The organism is uncultured Cyclobacterium sp. (genome assembly GCF_963977555.1).
Classification (GTDB): Bacteria; Bacteroidota; Bacteroidia; order Cytophagales; family Cyclobacteriaceae; genus Cyclobacterium.
On the sequence record NZ_CAXBPD010000021.1, the window covers coordinates 38,059 to 56,943 of the forward strand.

The 18,885-nt window shown below is 41.8% G+C and carries 11 protein-coding genes; 5 read left to right on the top strand and 6 right to left on the bottom strand.

The window, feature by feature from the left end:
* Positions 1-92: 92 nt before the first annotated feature.
* A complete protein-coding gene (locus AAC073_RS20890) occupies positions 93-1,061 on the top strand; it encodes a hypothetical protein (RefSeq protein WP_339925757.1) in 969 nt (322 codons plus the stop codon).
* A gap of 406 nt (positions 1,062-1,467) precedes the next feature.
* On the opposite strand, the gene AAC073_RS20895 is transcribed toward AAC073_RS20890, so the two are convergent.
* Positions 1,468-3,108, bottom strand: a complete 1,641-nt coding sequence (locus AAC073_RS20895) for a hypothetical protein (protein ID WP_339925758.1) — start codon at positions 3,106-3,108, stop codon at positions 1,468-1,470.
* A gap of 526 nt (positions 3,109-3,634) precedes the next feature.
* Between AAC073_RS20895 and AAC073_RS20900 the strand changes: the two genes are divergently transcribed.
* Positions 3,635-5,554: a peptide-N-glycosidase F-related protein gene (locus tag AAC073_RS20900; protein WP_339925759.1), complete on the top strand. Its 1,920-nt coding sequence runs from the start codon at positions 3,635-3,637 to the stop codon at positions 5,552-5,554.
* A gap of 194 nt (positions 5,555-5,748) precedes the next feature.
* On the opposite strand, the gene AAC073_RS20905 is transcribed toward AAC073_RS20900, so the two are convergent.
* Genes AAC073_RS20905 through AAC073_RS20915 form a run of 3 tightly spaced genes read right to left on the bottom strand, consistent with a single transcriptional unit; the run spans position 5,749 to position 10,761 of the window.
* Positions 5,749-6,816, bottom strand: a complete 1,068-nt coding sequence (locus AAC073_RS20905) for a 6-bladed beta-propeller (protein ID WP_339925760.1) — start codon at positions 6,814-6,816, stop codon at positions 5,749-5,751.
* Between the two features lie 9 nt (positions 6,817-6,825).
* Positions 6,826-8,253: a DUF1501 domain-containing protein gene (locus tag AAC073_RS20910; protein ID WP_339925761.1), complete on the bottom strand. Its 1,428-nt coding sequence runs from the start codon at positions 8,251-8,253 to the stop codon at positions 6,826-6,828.
* A gap of 15 nt (positions 8,254-8,268) precedes the next feature.
* Positions 8,269-10,761, bottom strand: a complete 2,493-nt coding sequence (locus tag AAC073_RS20915; RefSeq protein WP_339925762.1) for a DUF1549 domain-containing protein — start codon at positions 10,759-10,761, stop codon at positions 8,269-8,271.
* Between the two features lie 361 nt (positions 10,762-11,122).
* Here AAC073_RS20915 and AAC073_RS20920 point away from each other — a divergent pair, with 361 nt between their 5' ends.
* From AAC073_RS20920 to AAC073_RS20930, 3 genes are all read left to right on the top strand, one after another.
* Positions 11,123-13,867 carry a DUF1553 domain-containing protein gene (locus AAC073_RS20920; RefSeq protein WP_339925763.1) on the top strand — a complete coding sequence of 915 codons (2,745 nt, stop codon included), beginning with the start codon at positions 11,123-11,125 and terminating at the stop codon, positions 13,865-13,867.
* Between the two features lies 1 nt (position 13,868).
* On the top strand, positions 13,869-15,329 hold the full coding sequence (locus AAC073_RS20925) for a DUF1501 domain-containing protein (RefSeq protein WP_339925764.1): 1,461 nt from the start codon (positions 13,869-13,871) through the stop codon (positions 15,327-15,329).
* A 640-nt stretch (positions 15,330-15,969) separates the two neighbouring features.
* Positions 15,970-16,476, top strand: coding sequence for a phosphohydrolase (locus AAC073_RS20930; protein WP_339925765.1), 507 nt, complete (start codon positions 15,970-15,972; stop codon positions 16,474-16,476).
* 147 nt (positions 16,477-16,623) lie between these two features.
* Here AAC073_RS20930 and AAC073_RS20935 read toward each other — a convergent pair whose 3' ends face one another.
* The gene (locus AAC073_RS20935; protein WP_339925766.1) at positions 16,624-16,911 is read right to left on the bottom strand and encodes a GIY-YIG nuclease family protein; all 288 of its coding nucleotides are present in this window, start codon (positions 16,909-16,911) and stop codon (positions 16,624-16,626) included.
* Between the two features lie 129 nt (positions 16,912-17,040).
* Positions 17,041-18,702 (bottom strand): gamma-glutamyltransferase, encoded by a 1,662-nt coding sequence (gene ggt, locus AAC073_RS20940; RefSeq protein WP_339925767.1) that lies wholly within the window; start codon positions 18,700-18,702, stop codon positions 17,041-17,043.
* Between the last annotated feature and the right edge of the window lie 183 nt (positions 18,703-18,885).

The window sequence follows — 18,885 nt, forward strand, 5'->3', positions numbered from 1 at the left end:
TGATGCGAGTTACAAGAATATTTTGTAAATAAAATCATAAATAACTAATTTGATAAACAATTCCACATGGAATTGCTATCTACAAAAAGATTATGAAAGTCCTTTTCTACCTGTGTGCTATTTTACCCCTTGTATTCTCATGCAATTGGTCTTCAGAGCAGCCGCTTCAAAGTAAGCAAATCCTGGAAGGCTACCACATTACCGCTATTGATTTTGATAAAGCAGGCAATGCATGGCTGGGAACGCTAGATCAGGGATTAATTAAATATGACGGAGAAAATAAAATTGTTTTCTCTGAAATAAAGGAAATGATTCGATCAATTAAAGTAGACAGCAAAAATCAGGTTTACATAGGTTCCAATGGTTTGGTCAGGTATGACGGGGAAAAATTCACCCACTTTTATTCGAACAATGGCCTAATGCCCGAAGGCCATGTAAACGCAATCGCTATCGATTCTCAGGACATGGTTTATTTTTCCGCTGGTAGCTTTCAGAATGGTGGTTTGGGAAAACTAAATAAGGATATCCTGACTTTTTATGACCCAGAAAACTCACCTTTGCCAGCACACTGGGTGAGTGGAGTAGTCGTCAACCAGCAGGATGAGGTCTGGGTCGCGTCCCAAACCAGTGTAAACGACACCTATTTAACCAAATTAAATACACAGGGTCAGTGGGAAGTTTTCTCTCCTGAACAAATAGGTTTTACACCCTATTCTATCACTAATCTTCAGGTAATCAGCAATGGAGAACTATTTGGCGGTATAGATTATTCCTTGTCTAGTAGTTCCGGCACTTCCAGACCCCAATTATTTACCTATAATGAAATCAAGGGTAAAGAAATTACAGCGAACAGGCCTTTTAACACCAATTTTATCCTGGCAGATGGCTCAGACCGCATTTGGTGTTCTGGAATGGGTGGTTATGGCGTTTATGAAAATGGGCAATGGTCATGGGATCAGGATTCTTTTCAAGAAATAGGTATTTTCACCCTCGCTGAAGCCCCTAATGGTGACATATGGCTGGGAACAGGGGATGGCGTCCGTGTGCTGTCTTTTCCTTAAGTTTTAGTGCGATTTACCCTATGTTTTGACTCCGCTCCACCACCGAGGGGACGAGCGTAAAGAAAAGTGCCACAAAGGCACTTTTTAGCGAGAAGCCTGATTGCGCAGCGGTCAGAAATAATTATCGGCAACTCTATTTGAAATTAAAAGAAAAAGTAATGGCCGATCCCTGTGATTATACGGCAATGTCCTGGCCGGTTCCTGACCGGAAGGAATAGGCATTAGGTCATACGTATCTCCGACGCAAATAAACCAGGTTTATAATCCTGATTTACTAAATATTAGGAATTAAGGATGCATACTTCATTTTTCTATTCCCTTAAGGTCATTAAAAATTAATTGACTTTAGAAATGGATTTTAACCTGCCGGTTCTGTAAATATGCAGGTTGAAATGGTAAATTCCGTTTATTCATTGCGAATCTCTACATTTCTAAACAGGTAAGGATTATCACTGACCCGCAGTTCCTTACCACTTTCGATCGTCACATTTTTAAGCACCACTTCTTCGGATCGCACATGGGGAAATTTTTCCACATAAGAATCGTCCGTCATCTCCTGATTGAAATTGGCGAAAATGGCCGGCCCCTGATAGTCCTCAGGATGGTTAGAATCGTCTATGTGCAGGTTTTCAATAACGATTCGCTCTGGCATATATGCCGTGTAGCCGAAATCATGTTGCCCGGAATTGGATCCCCCGATCAGGCTGGCACTGCTCTGTCTGCCACCTGCAGGAATAAATACACAATCTCTTACAATTAACTCTCCTTCCCAGGTGCTGCCATAATCAGAACGCAAATTGATTAGTGTTCTGCCATTAAGGGTGGAGTTTTCCACAAGGAAAGTACCAGTACCGATGGCATTAATTCCCATATGTCCCAGGGTAGAATGCCGGACCGTAGCATTGGCCACGCCCATATGGGCATCGAAGCGGGAAAAGGTAACATGATCAAGAATCAGGTTTTTGCAAAAATTGGAGCCCATGATACCCCAGTAGGTGGGGTCGTTGATATCGTTGGTCTGGCTACAGTGCTCAAAAGATACATTTATAGAGCGGCTCAGGGAGATGTCATAGCTTCCCATAGAAACCGGAACTCCTGCCGATCCAATCGTTCGATAGGTTTTGTGTCCGGTCAGGATACTGTTCCGAACCGTTACATTGGAACAGTCGCGGAAATTAAGGAAGCCTCCATAGGGCGCCCCATGCTCGCCTTCACCGTAAATATGGTGTTCAAGTCCCTCCACCAGGACATTGGAACGCCGGATGGCGATGCCACGGCTGTGATAGTTGTACCTGGATTCTGCCTGGTTCGCAATGGTGTTAAATATTCCTCCCGTGATTGTCAAAAGAGTCTCATCCATGGGCAGAGCGGTGATCTCCGTTATTTGGTCAAAGTCCCAGACGATAGGCGCATTTGGATCCACATTCCCGTCTTTGTCGACGATAAAGATGTCCGTCTGAGGCGAACCATCATTTTCATTGGGACCATAACGGATATACCGTCTCACGTTGTCATCCGTGACGGTGACCAGACAGGGCCCGGGAAAGGGAACGTCTAATTTTTGCTGGTCTCTTTTGAGGGAAGTCACACCTTCCAGGTCAAAAGAGCGAAGGTTGGAACTTACCATAAAGACATGCTTGGTACGGTCCTCCACTTCGGTATCGTCTATGATAAACTGAGCCATTCCGAAATCGGTGTCCGTCTGAATCATAGCAATCCGCCCCTTCCCACTGATGTAGTACCTGGCACTATTGTCGGCTTTCACCGAAAATCCCAACTGATTGGCCACAGCATGGGTCGCCGCAATTGCGTCGATATCGTCCGCCTTGCCATCTCCTTTGGCCCCAAAATCACTATAATGAAGTTGCCCCTGATTTTTAAAGGTGTTAAGATCTTCAGAAGAAACGTTTACAAGTAATTCACCCTGTTCATTTATGCGAACCTGCGTTTGGCCCTGCTCGTAGCTAATGTGTACGATTTCCTGGGCAAAAGCGGAAAGCCTACCAAGGAAGAGAATAAAAAAGAAAAGGATGAGTTGATTTTTCATGGTAATTGGGTATTTTATTGCAGTCAATCTATCATAAAACGGATGAATAAGTCCTTAGGAAAGCTTATCCGAAACATCTTTGTAAACTAGGGATTTTCATACATAAAGCCAATAAAATTTCGATTAACGGGCTTAAATCGAAACAGGGTGCATATTTTGGCACCTGAAATGAAAAGATATAAAAAATAATTGAGGCTCACCAACAATAAATAGAAATCCTGAATTGTGAAATTGCGAGGCAATAGTAATTCAAACAATAGGTAAACTTTCAGTGTGCCACTATTTTACAATTTTCGTTGAGCGTTCCCTATTTGGGTTTTTAAAAGGAATAATTCATAAAAAGTTCTGTCTGGTTCTTGTGATTGTCATTGTCCTAGCCGGTTCCTGAGCGGAGCCGGAGTAGGCGTTACGTACTCGTTACCCTATAAAAAATTACCGCTTAAGTTTAAGTAATACAATTTTGATGGTAACTTTGACCTTAATAAATCCCTAATATAAGATTGTAATACCTGCCCATTTACCTTCCATGAAACATATTTTATTGACTGCATTATTACCCTTCCTTTTAATCACTAATGCTTGGGCCATTTCGGGTGATACTTTGCAAATTACCAGCCATGATGCCATCACGGTAGTAACCGATCCTTCCAAAGGGGCCAACACCTATACAGAATGGGCGGTATTCCCTAGCAAGGAGGAGGCTGTCAGAAAAATAGTCATGAAAATCAAGTTTGCCTGCCCGGATAATATGCGTTGTGCCGACTGGGATTACCTAGACCATGTCACTCTCAAAAGAACGGAAGGAGTGAATGGAGAAGTGAAGGACTTCGAAATTGGAAGAATGCTTACTCCCTATGGAGGTGCATTTGGTAAAGATTGGGAATTTGATTGGCAAGTAGATGTTACTGATTTCTCATTGCTTTTAAGGGACAGTGTTGAATTGGAATACAAGCATACCGGCTATGAGCCTAACAATGACCGTGGCTGGAAAGTCACTGTAGCCTTTGACATTATCAAAGGTCAACCCGCCATGGAGCCAGTTTCCATAACCAAAATTTACAATGGTTCATTTGCCTATGGTGACAAAGAAAACCCTATTGAAGAGGCATTGGTACCTGTGCGCTTTGCTCCTGAACAAGAGGCCGCTTTAGGCAGATTAAGGATTATACAAACCGGACATGGAATGGACCGGCCGGATGGTTGTGGAGAATTTTGCAATAAATTCAGAGATTTCCTGCTGGATGAAAAATTGGTTGCCAGTCGACAAATATGGAAACAGTGCGGAGAAAATCCACTCTATCCTCAAGCTGGAACCTGGATTTTCGACCGGGCAAACTGGTGTCCGGGAGACCTGATCCAGCCGGATTTGTATGATTTTGCTTTGACCAAATCAGTGCACACAGTTCAGTTGAAAATGGAGAATTACAGCTCGCCTAAACCCAGTGCCAATGAACTGATCGCCGCTTATCTCATTCAGTACAAACCCTACCAAAAGAAGCATGATGTTGCCATTGAGGACATCATTATCCCCTCTGACAAAGCCATTCATAGCAGAATTAACCCAGCAACTTTTGCTCCCACCATCGTCATTAAAAACAATGGGGCAGTCCCTTTAACCAGCCTGGCTATTAATCATGGAACCACAGGGCAAAAACCAAATAAATTTAGCTGGAATGGTTCGCTTCAACCGGGAGAAATAGACACCATCAGTATACCGGGGCTAATTCCTCAGGAGGGCATGCTCGCTTATCATTTTGAATTGGACCGACCCAATGGTAATAAGGACGCTTTCAAGAAGGACAATCAAATGTCCTCCAATTATTCACGCACCGCTATCCATGGATCTGAATTGATTTTCCATTTAGAAACAAACCGGGCATCGGAGGACAATGGCTATCAAGTCATCGATGCATATGATAATGTGGTTTACGAAAGAACCGTTGGAACGCTGGTCGCAGACACCACCTATAAAGACACCCTTAAATTAAGTAATGGCGCCTACCAGTTGCATTTGTTGGATGAGGGTGGCGATGGTCTGGAATTTTGGTATAAAACAAAAGCAGGGCGAGGAAAATCCATTTTGCTTAATCATGAAGGAAAAATTGTCAAAAGTTTTGATTCAGACTTCGGAAGCAGCATCACTTATAACTTTACCGTAGGGGACAATCCTGACCCAATTAAAGAAAATGAAATATCCCTAGGTGTCTTCCCTACAAGAACAAAAGATTTCACCTACTTTGATTTCCTGTCAAACAATCCGGAAGAAGTGGTCATCAAATTGGTGAAAGATCCTGGAGGGGAGGTCGTGGAAGAGCATCATTACAGTAATTTCAAAGAAGGCAGGCTTACCTTTGACCTGAGCAGGTACCCTAAAAGCAGGTATTTTTTTAGGGTATTTGTAAAGGATAAGGTAGTGTACAACAAAAGGGTTAGAGTGAAGGAATGATTTGCGGATTGATCCGGATGGAGCAGTGCTTTATTGCTTGATATCTTATTGGCTTCGGCTCCGCTCAGCCGCCGGGAGCATACTAGCCGCCGGGGTAATGATCAGCCACCAGAGAGATGACTAGCCTCCGAGCCATTAAAAAAGGCCATCTTTACACAAAGATGGCCTTTCTATTTACTTATGAAAAATCTTTTTTATACCCTTTCCAACTTAACCGGATAGGTTTTTTGAGAAGCCCATTGGGGGACGTATATGTTCTCGTCTCTGTCTACACAGACATCATGCGGATGCATGAATCCCTGGAAGCTCATGTCTTTTCGTTGTTCCTGAAGTTCTCCATTTACGTATTCAGGTGCAGTACCACCTGGAGTGGAGACTACTTGGTCATTTTTGTCCAATACGGTGATGTATCCAGAATTTGGATAAGCCTGGGTTGTACTTCTGTAGACAGCTGCATATACATTGTCTCCTCTTAATACTGGGCGACATACAAAAGAGCCAGGTGTAGGTATGGTCTTGATGTATTTTCCATCTAAGGTAAAGCGCTTGTACTGCATATTGCCCCTATCTGTAATTAATAAAGTAGGGTTATTCTTGTCTCTGGTATCTACCAAAATACCATGGCAGCAGTTAAAGGTTTCATTGGTTTCGCCCTTACCACCAAACTGACGAATCAATTCTCCTTTGGCGTTGTATTGGGTTACGTAGTTCATTCCATATCCATCTACTATATAGATATCTCCATTGGCTGGATTAATAGCGGTTTCTGTTGGAACAAATTGTTTGGGATAAGCATAATTACCGGTTTCTCTTGGGTAATCTAGCACCATAATTTCCCTGCCTTTTAGGTCTGTTTTAATTACCTGACTTCGAGTATTGTCTGCGATATATAAAAACTCTTCTCCACCTTCATCATGGATAGTAAGTCCATGCGCTCCAGGGTAGGTAGTACCCCAAGTTTCTAATAATTTTCCTGATTTGTCATATATGATGACATTGTTCTTGGTTTCATTGGTCAAAAGGATCAGTCTTCCTTTTGCATCTTCTACCATTTCATGGCAATCATTTACAGGATTTTTAACTGGATCTAAACTGCCCCATCCTTCTATGACCTTGTAACGGTGCGAGCCATGTCCTAGTAAGTTATCATTTTCCATTGCATAAGTTTTATTTACAATAATATTAGGTATCACAGCACCAGCAAGTACTGTTAGGCCCGACTTCTTAAGGAATTCTCTTCTTGGGTTTAGGTTTTCTTTCATGGGTGTAATTTAAGCGAATAAATCCATTTCTGCCTCCCCATGTCCATCAGGAGTAGTATAAAAAGGACGTTTTTCTATTTCAAAATTTGTTTCAGGGTCCATGCCGAGGGCATGATATATGGTTTGATGTATACCTGCTATTTTAATAGGGTTTTCTATACTTTTACAAGGCCTTTCATCAGCAGTTTTGCCGTAAACATGGCCTTTTTTGATGCCTCCACCAAACATCAGCATAGAACAGCCATCTGTAAAATGCCTGTGCATACCATAGTTCTTCAAATCCTGGATAATGTCTGGTACTTCTACCTGGTCCTTTACTGTCGCACCGGGCCTTCCTTCAGTAAGCATGTCTCGGCTAAACTCACTGGCCAAAACCACAATCGTTCTGTCAAGCCTACCACTTTCATCAAGGTCTTTAATAAGTTGAGCGATAGGAGCATCAATTTGCTTTTTCATGTCCGTGAGCCTTGTGTGCCCATTTTCATGCGTATCCCAACCCTTGAAAGGTTCATATTCGGAAGTTACACTTATAAACCGAGCCCCCTGATCTACTAGTCTTTTTGCCATAAGACAACCTAAGCCAAATTTGCCTGTATTGTATACATCGTATTTTTCTTTGGGTTCCAGGCTTAGGTCAAAAGCTTTCGCTTCTGGAGAATTCAATAACATATACGCCTGCTCCATGGACCGTTTCAAAGATTCTTTCTGGTAATCACTACCAAATTCTCCCATGGCACTTTCCTTTATCAGATTTTCATAGAGCTGATTTCTGGCTTCAAATCGCTTGTTAGACATTCCTACCGGAGGCCGAACACTGTCCAATCCAGAAGTAGGATCGGGTATTAAAAACGGACCGTACTCACTTCCTAAAAACCCTGCACTGTGGAAAGCTTTCAATTCCTCCCCTTCACCAACGGTGAAACGCTGTCCAATATTAATAAATGCGGGAATTACAGGATTTACCGAACCTAACTCTTTGGCCATCCATGAACCCATATGCGGCACTGCCACAGACTGAGGAGGTTCATAGCAGGTATGCCAATTGTACTGGTGACGGGTATGCAGAATATGACCCAAGTCAGCTGCCACATAGGAGCGGATCAAGCTTCCTCTGTCCATGACCTGACCAATTTTCTCCAATCCTTCAGAAAAATTTATACCATCTAATACAGTAGGCACAGCCTTAAAAGTACTTAAGACCTCTTTGGACTCCATGCCCTTTCTAAATGGTGTGTACTTCTTGGGATCAAAGGTTTCGGTATGGGCCATACCTCCTGCCATGTACAGTAAAATAACGGTATCGGCCTTACTTGTAATTTGATCCTTGGGTGAGCAAGAATTTAACAATGCTGATAATGGAGCTCCTGCAGCCATGGCCGCAATAGATGCAGCACTTGTCTTCTTTAGAAAATCTCTTCTTCTCCAATTATAATTCATAGCTTTTGCATTTGATCAGTAAATTAATTGAAATTCAGGAAGTAACAAAACGGCCCAAAACAAATCTTGGATAGCATCTGCTTCGGGGGCTTCTCCAAGTACCCCCATGGCGATATTGAACTCGCTCTGTTGAGGCTCTCTGCCCAACAATTGTCGGTATACTTCATGGACTATAATATCCCCCGCTTCATATTTCTCTTTCCACTTGAGGGCTCCTGTTTTTAGGGTATTGTTTAGCTGTTCCCCATTTGTTAATTCTAAGGCCTGCAATAAGCTGGCCTGACTGTCTCTACTCGTCATTACTACTTCACGATTGGTACGACCCAATGCTTTTAGCAGTCCATTATTGGCCACCAATGCTGCACGGACAAATCCAATATCTGATTCCTCAGAAACAGTCAATTGATTGGGGTCGTATTTCATTTCCTCTTCAGTGAAAATTGGGTGAATCTTTTGACTTACACCATCAGAAAACTGTTCGGCCGTCATTCTACGGATCACAGCCCCTTCAAAAACAAAATTATCATCCGCCAAAAACAGAGGGTTTTCTACACCAACTGCCGGCTGTTGATAGGCCTTGGAAATAGCGATTTTATAAATTAATTCTTTGAGGTCATAACCATCCTCTTCGAAATCTGTTGCCAACCAATCCAATAAATCCTGGCTCCATGGAATATTGTCCATTTCATCTGCAGGTTCCACCAGTCCTCTGCCCATTAATTGCTTCCACATTCTATTGACTACGGTGCGGTAAAGTCTACCATTAGCAGGTTGCACCAGGTAATTGGCAAGCTGCTCTAACTTCTCCGCCCTGTTGGCAGTACTGTCGATTTCACCCAATTCTTCCCATAAGATCTTTGTTCCTGCCGTTTCACCAGTAGGAATATCACAACGACTAACCACCAATGTGGAATCTGAAAATATATTGGCAAACGCATAGGCCTCTTTAAGTTTCCAGTCACTTACAAAACTATCGTGGCAAGAAGCACATTTCAAGTTTAGACCTAATATCACCTGCCCTACATTTTGGGCGGCCTGCATTTCCGTAACCTGACTTGCATTTACATCACCCCTCCAGCGAATCCCCTCTATGAAGCCTTTGGATTTTTCATCAGGATTCAATAACTGCTTGACAAACTGATCATACGGCTTATTGTCTCGCAAGGAAGTGTAAAGCCAATCGGTAATGGCATACCTCCCTTTGGTAATGTAACCAGTACCGGTATAATCATTCCTCAAAGCATCATTCCAGAAAGTCATCCAGTGTGTGGCATAATCATCGTCCCTGTCCAGGAGTTCCCTTGCCCAAATGGCCCTTTTATCAGGTCTGCTGTCTTTGATAAAGGCATTGTATTCTTCAGTGGATGGTTGAAGCCCTATTAAATCAAGGTATATCCTCCTCAAATAAACCTTGTCTTCGACAGGTTCCTTCCATTCTACACCTTGCTCCTCAAAATAGGCATCCACCCAAATATCTATAGGCTGGCTCAAACCACCTTTTGAGGCTGGTAAATCAGGCCTTCTAGGTGCCAGTTCAGCCACCCTGTAAACGCTTACATTCTCAGCAGCATCTGGCCAAGGAGCGCCTTTATCTACCCAAAAGGAGATCAAGGCAATCTCCTCATTGGATAGCACTTTTCCTTTTGAAGGCATGGATTCTTTGTGGTCCTTCGGTAGTTTTATTCTACGAACCAAATCACTCTGCCCTGAATTTCCCGGAACAATTACAGGACCTGACTCTCCACCCGCAAAGGCAAACTCTTTTGTATCAAGACGCAATTCCCCTTTTATCTTGGCATCACTATGGCATTTATAACAATTATGAGCAAAAACTGCCCTTACCTTACCTACCAATTCAACCTGCTTTTGCTCACTCAGATCTCCTGCAGTCTCAAAAGCCACTAGATCTATGTCAAGGTCCTCGGGAGAAAATTCTGGTTCATACCAAGGCAAGGTCTCTGTCAAATATTCCTCACCATGCGTAAGTGAAGCCCCGAAATGTCCTGCTACTGAAACCGAAACCGCTGTAAAAAATAGCAGCGTTCTAAAAACTTTTATCGACTGGCTAGTTTTAACATTTTGGGTTTTCCTCATTAAAAAGATCAATAATAAACCCAATACGGCTGTTCCAATCCCTGTCCATTGGTGAATATCCAGCATGTTACCGCCATACTCTTCAATATTGGCTAAAAGCAAACCCAAGACAACTGCTACAACTGCTCCTACTCCACCTGCCAAAACCAATACGGATATGCCAGGTCTTAGCTTGTGGTTAAAATCCCTTAGCGTAAACAACTCCAGCAAAGCGGCAAATAACAAAAGGCTTACTGGAAAATGAACTGCAAGCGGGTGTAAACGGCCAATAAACTTCCATAACCAAAAAGAAGTTTCTACCTCCTCTACCTGAAACAAAAGGACAGTTCCTATTGCGCTCACTTCCGTCGATATGACTAAAACCAGGAAAAAGAATAATCCCCAGAACGATAACAGGTTAACTTTATTCATCATTTTTATTAATTTCAATTTTCTATGTCACTCACTATTACAATTGTTTATTAATTAATCAAAAGGAAAAACAGCTCCAAACTGAAAAAAAATAATTGATCTAAAAGCAATCATTTTTGTTATTGAAACAACTGTGAAACCAAAATTACACTTAACTAAACACAAGAATAGCTTAATACAATACTATTAAAATTTTGCTTCAAAACCACCCTGCACTATCCTGCTTAGTAAAGAAAAGTTACCCATTGATTTATTTAGCCACAAGCTTTTTTCCACCAATCCCGAAGATCCTTACAAGTTTGGTCTTTGAAAGTAATACTTTAATTCCTTACATTTAATGCGTTTGTTAGATTAACTACCCAAAATGAAAAGCCGCTATCTCATTTTCTTATTACCTCTTTTACTTGTCATTACCTTTTGGTTATGGCCTAGTACAGAACAGATAAGTTATAACCGCCAAATCCGGCCCATAATCAATAATAAATGCATCTCTTGCCACGGAGGTGTCAAGCAATCCGGTGGCTTTTCTTTGCTTTTTGAAGAAGAGGCAAAAATGAATACCGAATCAGGGATCCCTGCGATTATCCCTGGCGATGCTGATGGTTCAGAGATGCTAAAAAGGATCCTCCACAATGATCCTGAAATGAGAATGCCTTTAGGCAAATCACCACTTTCTCCTGAGGAAATTGAGTTGATCAAGGAATGGATCAATCAGGGAGCAAATTGGGAAAAACATTGGGCCTATATAGCTCCCGAAAAAGACATTGAAATACCGGAAATAAGTCTGGACATGCCTGTTCAAAATGAAATTGATCATTTCATTTACAAGCAATTGGAAGTCATGGAACTGACACCTAATAAAGAAGCACCAAAAGAAGTTTTACTTAGGAGGCTTTCTCTCGACATTACCGGCCTTCCACCTACCTTGGAGGAATATGATGATTTCTCAAGTGATTCATCTCCCATGGCTTATGAGAAAACCGTAGACAAATTACTTGCTTCCCCTCGTTTTGGTGAAAAATGGGCTGCCTTCTGGATGGATCTTGCACGCTACTCAGATTCCAAAGGTTATGAAAAAGACCTGCACAGGGAAATCTGGAAATACAGGGATTGGCTTATAAATGCTTTTAATGAGGACATGCCTTTCGATGATTTTACGATTGCACAATTGGCTGGTGACCTCTTACCTTCCCCTACTGAATCAGATCTACTGGCCACTGCTTTCCATCGAAACACCATGGCCAATGATGAAGGAGGGACCAATGATGAGGAATTCAGGGTAGCTGCCGTCATGGAAAGAGTTGGTACTACCTTCGAAGTCTGGCAAGGTACGACGATGGCCTGTGTACAATGCCATAGCCATCCTTATGACCCCATCCGGCATGAGGAGTTTTACCAGACGCAGGCTTTCTTCAACAACACGCAAGACAAGGACCTTTACAATGAACAACCGAAATTATTCACCTACCAACCCGCAGACAAAAAGAAGGTAAAGAATTTGCTTGCTTGGGTCAATGAAAACCTTAGCCCCTCAGAAAAACTCCCTGAAATTACAGATGATTTCTTATATGAACAAAAAGAGGATTTACTCTATTCTTTAGGGTATAGAAAGGTGGAAGCGGAAGAATTTCAGGACAAAAGCAGGTTTATAGAATTAGTGGCCCATGACCAGGAATCTATCTGGCAGGTGCAGGACAGTTCATGGATCATGTTTGAAAATGTGGACTTAGATCAAGTCAATGCCATTTCCTTAGGTTATGCTTCCGTCTATGGTGCCAAAGTGGAAATAAGACTGGACTCCATGTTGGGCAGAATCATTGGTGAAGGGACTTTTGGAATTACAGACAAAAGCTTTCCTGGAAACCGCCCTAAAGATTGGACCACTTTGAAAATACCCATTGATAAAGTTTCGGGGAAAAGAAACATTTACTATTACTTTAAAAAAGACAAATCATTTGCACAGGACTTGTTACGTGTAGACTGGATTTTTTACCATGAAAAATCCCCTTTAAAGGACCAGTATCCATCAAGCCTACAGGCCAAATTAGTAGAATTATCCAATGCCAAGCCCATTCAAACACCCATTTTAAAGGATTTACCAAAGAAAGCTTCTCGAAAGACCTACGTATTCGAACGAGGTGATTGGAGATCGCATGGAGATGAAGTAAAAGCAGGTATTCCTGAAATCATGGGTACAATCAGTAACCAAGAACCCAACAGGCTGGATTTCGCTAAATGGCTAGTTAGTGGTGAAAATACCTTGACTTCCCGTGTCATTGTAAACCGCATTTGGGAACAATTATTTGGTTTCGGAATCGTCGAAAGTATGGAGGACTTTGGCAGTCAGGGCATCCCTGCCAGTCACCCCGAGTTACTAGACTGGTTGGCCGTATCCTTTCAGGATGACATGAACTGGTCTATGAAAACTTTGATTAAAAAGATCCTCATGTCGCAGAGCTACAGACAAAATTCCAGCACTGATGCACAAAAAATAAAAAAAGATCCTTACAACAAATACCTGTCGAGGGGCTCAAGAACAAGATTACCTGCAGAAACCATAAGAGATCAAGCCCTAGCAATAAGCGGATTGTTGAATAAAAAACAATTGGGCCCAAGCGTCATGCCTTACCAACCTGAAAATATCATTAGTTTTAACGGTAAATTTTGGTTTCCCAGCGAAGGAGAAGAACAATACAGGCGAGCCGTTTACACCTACTGGAAAAGGACACATCCTTACCCTTCCTTTGTGACTTTTGACAGTCCCTCCAGGGAAATTTGTACTTCGAGACGAATAAGAACCAACACACCACTACAATCCCTCGTATTGTTAAATGATCCCGTATACATAGAAGCCGCAGATGCTTGGGCCCAGCGAATATTGAAAGAAAGTGGAGAAGACATTGAGAAAGGGATTGAAAAAAACCTTCAGTTGGTCACTGCCCTAAAGCCTGCCCCTGAAAAAGTAGCGGTATTGTTCCAATTATACGAGGAGTCACTTGCCTACTATAAAGGAGAAGGAAAGGATTTGGATGAAAATGCCAAATTAGCGGCCATGCGAATTGTTAGCAATGCCATGTTGAACTTAGATGAATTTGTAACCAGAAGATAGGATGAATATTTGGGAAGAAGCACTGATCCGAGAAGCACAGTACAATAGTAGGCGCCATTTTTTAAAAAAATGCACCTCTGGACTTGGGGCATTGGCCATGGGTTCGCTTATCGGCTGTGGAACGAAATCAAGCCCTGAAGCGGCAACCTCATTGCTCCATAAAAAAGCTTCACATTTTGCCCCAAAGGCGAAAAGTGTTATTTTCTTGCACATGGCTGGTGGCCCTTCTCACTTGGAGTTGTTTGATTTCAAACCAACACTTCAGGAATTAAACGGCAAAGACACCCCACAGTCATTGATGGAGGGAAAAGAATTTGCCTTTTTGAAAGGAACACCCAAACTATTGGGCCCTCAGGCAAGTTTTGAAAAGCATGGACAATCAGGCGCATATGTTTCCGATTACATGCCTGAATTTGCAAAAATGGTAGATGAGGTAAGCTTTCTAAAAGCCATGCATACTAATGAATTCAATCATGCTCCTGCTCAACTGTTCATGCATACTGGAAGCCCCAGGTTGGGCAAGCCAAGCATAGGCGCCTGGTCAACTTATGGGTTGGGTTCTGAGAATGAAGACCTACCGGGATATGTGGTACTCACCTCAGGTGGAGGCGCCATAAGCGCAGGTAAAAGTGCTTGGGGAAGTGGCTTTTTACCTACCATCTACCAAGGCGTACAGTGCCGATCAGAAGGTGATCCGGTTTTGTTTTTGTCCAATCCAAACGCCATTGACAGCCATCTAAGGAAAAAATCCATTGATGCCATCAACGAGATCAATAAGATGGAGTATGAAGAAGCAAACGACCCTGAAATACTTACCCGTATCTCCCAATATGAGTTGGCCTTCAGGATGCAAACATCCGTACCGGAGACCATGAATATCAACGACGAACCTGAATACATCCACCAGATGTATGGTACCAATCCGGGAAAAGCCTCTTTTGCTAACAATTGTCTTTTGGCAAGGCGACTGGTAGAAAAAGGAGTACGTTTCGTTCAATTATTTGACAATCGCTGGGACACTCACGGTGTGGGTGCAGGCAATGGGGTAGGTGCAGGAATGCGCAGGTCCTGTAAAAACATCGATCAGCCAATTGCTGCCTTGCTCAGAGACCTCAAGCAAAGAGGGCTTTTGGATGACACCCTTGTAGTATGGGGAGGAGAATTTGGAAGGACTCCAATGATGGAATCCAGAACTGGCGAAGGCTTTGATGGAAGAGACCACCACCTTGAAGCATTCACCATGTGGATGGCTGGTGCTGGAGTTAAGAAAGGCCACATCCATGGTACCACAGATGAAATTGGATACTACGGTATAGAAGGCCGTACGCATGTGCATGATTTACAAGCCACAATCCTAGAAAGGTTGGGCTTTGATCATGAAAGGTTGACCTATGAATTTCAGGGAAGAAATTTCAGGCTTACAGATGTTCATGGAAAGGTCATCAATGAAGTACTTACTTAATAATTGATGCCATTTCCTATTTGAGACCAGTCAAAACTAAAAACCAGTTTTCAATTTATTTTGACGGATGAATTCTTCCAATTTGTGTACACCATAAAGAAAGGTCTCTATTTGAATTGATAATGGCCCTTCATCCCCAAATTGTCATTCTTTGGACCAATCTGAAAAAAAACCATAAAAATAAACGAGTCGAAAAGGCTTTAATAAAACCTATACACCAAGGCACCCCTCAAAAAAGCGACCTTTTAATAGAAATCAATTCATAAAAATCATGTCCTAACAAAACCAAAAAACTAAATTTACGAAAGAAAATGAAGCCCTTAAAAGTTTGTTGATTTTAAATGGCTTTAAAAAAGTTGTAGCTTCCCCAATTTGATTTTTGTCCAAAATCAGCTAGCTTTTATTATTGTCCTTATCGAAGAAGTGGCCAAGATAAATACTGGTTTAGCAGAAATCTTCTGAATAAGTTTATTGACCCAAATCATCCATTTTTTCGCCATTAACCTACACCTTTCAAGCTAAATGGCTTACAACAAAGTTTTATGGAGATAAGAAAACCCAAAGTTTTATTGATAAAACTTTGGGTACTGAGTACAGGAAAAAATCTTAATGGAACAGAAAAATAAAAGATTTTAATATTATGTTAAAGAAAACAGCTGAATATGCAATTTACTCACATCAAAAAGTCAATCATAAATACGGCGAGCAAGATTACGATTATCACCTAAAAATGGTTTACGAAGTGGCTGAAAAATTCAGCTATCTCATAGCTGAGTCCGAGCGAGAAAATGTTTATTGTGGTTGTTGGGTGCATGATATTATTGAAGATGCAAGAGAGACTTACAATGACGTTTTACAAAACACCAATGAAACGATTGCAGATTTGGCTTTTGCACTAACCAATGAAAAAGGGAAAAGCAGGAAGGAAAGGGCAAATGACAAGTATTATCAAGAAATGCACGAAATTCCGAATGCTATCTTTATAAAGTTTTGCGATAGAATTGCCAATATTACCCATTCCAAAAGCCAAGGGTCAAATATGTACGAAAAGTACAAAAAAGAAAATGATAACTTTATTCAAAAAACCTATCGCCCAGAATTATTGGATATGATCAAGTATATTGATGAATTACTTGAAAAAGATTAGTTTTTGATTAATTCACCGCCCTCGACGGTTATGCGAGGCCGTAGCCATAGGGTAATGAGCACGTAATGCCTACTCCTTCGTCTCCGCTCAGGAACCGGCGAATAGGTTACCAAATCAACTCGGAAACGCGGCGAAATATCCCGCGTTTTACTCGGACCCACCATCTCCATCCCCCGACGGTTGAGCGGAATCGAAATCCGAGGTAATGAATCCAATATGACTTGTCTCATTCATACACTTCGCTAATTCATGAAGTTTTTCTGACCTGTTAATTATTAAAGACTTTTTCTTTTTCCTGTTCCAACCTTGAACTTGTTTTTCTCTATAAAACGCTTCGTCTATCCTGTCAAACTCTTCAATATGGACCAGTTTTACGGGCAACTTTTTTTTAGTGTATTTTGCACCCTCTCCGCTTTGATGCTGCCGTATCCGCAATTTCAGATCCTGGTACTTCCAGTATAGTAGCTACCATCAGAACATTCAAGTATATACATGTACCCTTGCTTATACATGAAATTTAAAGAATTTGTGACCTAAAGGTTACAAACGAAGGAATATTTGAGTTTAATACCCTGCCGCCTGACCATCTTTCCTGGATTCAGAGGCGCCATAATAAACGCCATTTTTAAACATTATGGCTTGATAACCCCCAAAGATCCCCTTACTCATCCTCATGGTATGTCCTTTGTCTATTAAATCCCGTATCGATTCATAATCAAATCCAGATTCCAAATAGGTACCGCCACCTTTAAGGTTTTCGTCCCGATGGTAAATTCGGGGGGCATCACCTGCTTCCTGTAGGTTCATGTTAAAATCGATAATATTCATAATGACCTGAACATGACCTTGGGTTTGCATGTCTCCTCCCATCAGCCCAAAACTCATAAAGGGTTTGTTGTCCTTGGTTACAAAAGCTGGAATAATGGTATGGAAAGGTCGCTTACCCGGAGCATAATTGTTAATATGGCCTTCTTCTAAAATAAATCCAGCCCCTCTGTTTTGAAGCACAAAGCCTAAACCCTCCGGCACTACTCTTGAACCAAATAAAGCCGAATTACTTTGAATCAAAGAGATCATATTTCCATCACCGTCTGCGACAGTCAGGTAAATGGTATGGTCGCCCGATGTCAATCCTTCCTCAAATTCCCCCGCCATCTCGGGATCAATCAATTTTCTTCGTTCCGTTGCATATTCCTCTGATAGTAAACTTGCCAAAGGAATGTTACCAAAATTCGGATCTCCGTAAAACTTTGTCATATCGGCATAGGCAAGCTTTTTAGCTTCTAAAAATGTATGAATATGTGCAGCGCTTCCATAGCCCATGCTAGTCAAATCGAAACCTTTAAGAATATTTAGCATTTGAAGTGCCGCTATACCCTGACCATTGGGTGGCAGTTCCCAAACCTCATATCCCCTATAGTTGATCGACACTGGGTCAACCCATTGTGGCTCATTGTTTGCCAAATCCTCTATGGTGAGATAGCCTCCCTCAGCTTTAACATGACCCGCTATGGTAGCTGCTACTTTCCCTCTATAGAAACCGTCCCTTCCCTGATTAGCAATAATTTCCAAGGTATTTGCCAAATAAGGGTTTTTAAATATTTCTCCTATCCGCGGTAATCTGCCGGCACTTGTAAAATAAGTTGCCTCAAAAGTTGGGTTACTGTCCTCCAAATTAACAGTGGAAAAATTGTCTGATACTTCGGAAGAAACAGGGACCCCTTCTCTTGCATAATTGATGGCGGGCTGAAGTAATTTTTTAAATTCCAGGTTGCCAAATTTTTTGTGCAGCGCAAACCACCCGCCAACAGCACCTGGCGTTGTCACAGAAAGAGGGCCTGACTTGTAAGTTTTTCCTGCATTAATCTCGGCCTTGAATTTTTCCAGAGACAAGTCAGCAGGTGATTTCCCACTGGCATTGAGCCCATGTAACTGTTGAGTCTTTTCCTCCCAGACAATGGCAAACAAATCTCCGCCAATACCATTATTTCCAGGATCTGCAAAACCCAAGAAAGCATTGGCTGCAATGGCAGCATCCACAGCACTACCTCCGCTCTTAAGTATTTCTATGGCAATTTGGGTTGCGATAGGATGATTGGTGGCGGCCATTCCATGTTGGGCCAATACTTCAGATCGCGTAGCAAAAGACTTGCCTGAAAGCCTGTCCTGCCCTTTTAGCGGATTGAAAGATATCAAGAGTACAAGTAGAGGAAATATTGCTTTCATAATGATATGGTTTTATTTGGTCAGCGGTAATTAAATGCACAATCAAGGATAGTATTCATTAGTGAACTAAAAACGGTACCCCGAAAAGGCTACTATTTCATCCTAAAATAAGTCTTAAAATTTATTATAACCTTTTTAAGCTATGTAAAATAACGAATTCATCATAGTAAAGCCCTATTTTTA